The sequence below is a fragment of the Neobacillus drentensis genome, assembly GCF_036966985.1.
GTDB lineage: Bacteria > Bacillota > Bacilli > Bacillales > Cytobacillaceae > Neobacillus > Neobacillus drentensis_E.
Window position 1 is genome coordinate 1,042 of the sequence record NZ_JBALSN010000163.1, and the last position, 2,743, is coordinate 3,784.

Genomic DNA, 2,743 nt, shown 5'->3' on the forward strand with positions numbered 1-2,743 from the left:
GGAGTGGAAATCAACAGGCAAGTTAACTAGAGCCATTTAATAAAAAATGAAAATAGCTATTTTGTTAAAAAAAATTCAAACTTATTGTTTCGATTTTCGTCCTAATGTAATATACTATATACAAATAAGTATAACACATTTATAATAAACCTAATGAATATAACATATTTAAAGTGATTAAGGGGGTGGTAATGATTAAATTATCTAAACGCCAGGATGAAATCCTCGAGATTGTTAAACAAAATGGACCAATTACAGGGAAAGATATTGCAGAGAAACTTTCACTAACAAGAGCTGCATTAAGACCCGACCTCGCTATATTAACAATGTCTGGAAACTTAGAAGCAAGGCCTCGAGTGGGTTATTTTTTTAATGAAAGCTATGAAGCAAAGCAACAAGCGAAGAAATTCATCCATCAAAAGGTAACGGATTATAAGGCCCTTCCGATCGTGGTTGAAAAATCTACTTCCGTCTATGATGCAATTGTTCAACTATTCTTAGAGGATGTTGGGACACTCTATATTGTTGATTCTAATGGCCATCTAGCTGGAGTTGTATCTCGAAAGGATTTGCTCAGAGCATCACTAGGAAATCAAAATCTTCATGAATTGCCTGTTAGTGTGATCATGACGAGAATGCCAAATATTATGACAATTAATCCCGAAGAAACCTTGCTCGAGGCAGCCAAAAAGATGATTCATAATCACATTGACTCCTTACCAGTTGTAAAAGAAGTAGATGGGCAAAAAAATACATATTTGCTCCTAGGTCGCATTACTAAAACAACGATTACGCGAGCGTATTTAGAAATCATGGAAAACAAATCAAACTAAGGAGAGTGGCTGCCTTTTGGTACAGAAAGAAGTGGTCTATGTTGTATCCGATTCAGTAGGAGAAACCGCTGAGTTTGTTGTCAAAGCAGTGGCAACACAGTTTAATGGCGGTCAGGTTGAAATTCGTCGTAATTCCTATGTGGATGACTTTGAAGATATTGAGGATATGATTTTATTGGCGAAAAAAGGGCCTGCCATAATAGCTTATACGATCGTTGTACCTGCATTAAAGAATTATTTAGATCGTCGTGCTGAAGAAGAGGGGATTTTGGCGGTGGATCTTTTAAGCCCTTTAATGAATGCGTTTGAAACGAGCTTTCATAAGCAGCCGCACCATCGTCCAGGTTTAATGAGAAAATTGGATGAGGAATATTTCCGGAAAATTGAAGCGATCGAATTTGCCGTCAAATATGATGATGGCCGTGACCCAAGAGGAATTACAAAGGCAGATATTGTATTAATCGGGGTGTCTCGTACATCAAAGACACCTTTGTCTATGTATTTAGCACATAAACGCTTTAAAGTGGCTAATGTTCCGCTGGTGCCAGAGGTGGCGCCGCCAGAAGAATTGTTCAAAGTTCCTCGCAAAAATTGTATTGGACTAATTATTTCACCAGATAAACTCAACGAAATTCGCAAAGAACGTCTAAAAGCCATGGGGTTAGCCTCACAGGCGAACTATGCTAGCTTTAAGCGAATACTTGAAGAGCTTGATCATGCTGAAAAAGTGATGAAGCGCGTTGGTTGTCCTGTCATTGATGTCTCAAATAAAGCCGTAGAGGAAACGGCAGGTTTAATCTTAGACGTGTTAAAAAAGGAGAGGGGTTTATAAAATGGAGAAATTCGTTTATTTATTTCATGAAGGAAACGGCAATATGAAAGGTTTACTCGGTGGGAAAGGTGCGAACCTAGCGGAAATGACGCGAATTGGCCTGCCGGTTCCTTATGGTTTTACGATCTCTACACAGGCATGTAATGCATTCTATGAAGCTAGCAAAACGATTCCAGCCATCGTAGAAATTCAAACCCTAGAAGCTCTTGAGCGTCTTGAGGAGAAAATGGGTAAAAAGCTAGGCGACCCACAAAATCCATTACTAGTTTCTGTACGATCCGGTTCTGTTTTCTCCATGCCTGGTATGATGGATACCATTTTGAACCTAGGCATGAATGATGAAACCGTGGTAGGAATGGCAAACTTAACGAATAATCCGCGTTTTGCCTATGATTCTTACCGCCGCTTCATTCAAATGTTTAGTAATGTCGTCCTTAATATTGATACCTACTTTTTCGAACAATTATTAGAAGAAATTCGTGAAGAAAAAGGCTATTCTTCTGACCCGGAAATGAGTGCGGAAGACTGGAAAGAGGTCATCATTGGCTATAAAGGAATCGTCAAAAAACATACTAGAAAGAGTTTTCCGCAGGATCCTAAAGAGCAATTATTCCTTGCCATTCATGCTGTTTTTAATTCTTGGAACAATCAGCGGGCGATTGTCTACCGCCGCCTGAATAAAATTGCTGACCATTTAGGAACAGCCGTAAATATTCAAAGTATGGTGTTCGGAAACATGGGTAATGATTCCGGCACTGGTGTGGCCTTTACAAGAAACCCTTCGACTGGTGAGCATGTCCTTTACGGTGAATACTTAATAAACGCCCAGGGAGAAGATGTAGTTGCTGGGATTCGTACTCCACAGCCGATCGCCACATTAAAAGACGAGATGCCCGGAGTATATAAGCAATTCACTGACACTTGTAAGAAACTCGAGTCCCATTATGAAGAAATGCAGGACATCGAGTTCACGGTTGAACGCGGCAAGCTTTTTATCTTACAAACTCGTCACGGTAAAAGGACTGCACAAGCGGCTATCCGTATTGCAGTGGAAATGGTCGAAGAAGGAATCATCGAT

General features: G+C 39.9%; 3 protein-coding genes. All 3 read left to right on the forward strand.

The genetic code is table 11. The features are described 5' to 3' along the window. Positions 1–191 precede the first annotated feature (191 nt). On the forward strand, positions 192–833 hold the full coding sequence (locus tag V7659_RS11170; RefSeq protein WP_335540100.1) for a helix-turn-helix transcriptional regulator: 642 nt from the start codon (positions 192–194) through the stop codon (positions 831–833). A gap of 16 nt (positions 834–849) precedes the next feature. Then, the gene (locus tag V7659_RS11175; protein ID WP_335540101.1) at positions 850–1,665 is read left to right on the forward strand and encodes a pyruvate, water dikinase regulatory protein; all 816 of its coding nucleotides are present in this window, start codon (positions 850–852) and stop codon (positions 1,663–1,665) included. A gap of 1 nt (position 1,666) precedes the next feature. Beyond that, positions 1,667–2,743 (forward strand): PEP/pyruvate-binding domain-containing protein (locus V7659_RS11180; protein WP_335540102.1); only part of this gene is annotated, 1,077 nt, incomplete at its 3' end.

Coding starts and splice junctions, on each gene's coding strand:
- V7659_RS11170 (WP_335540100.1), top strand. CDS start 192: ATGATTAAATTATCTAAACGCCAGGATGAAATCCTCGAGATTGTTAAA.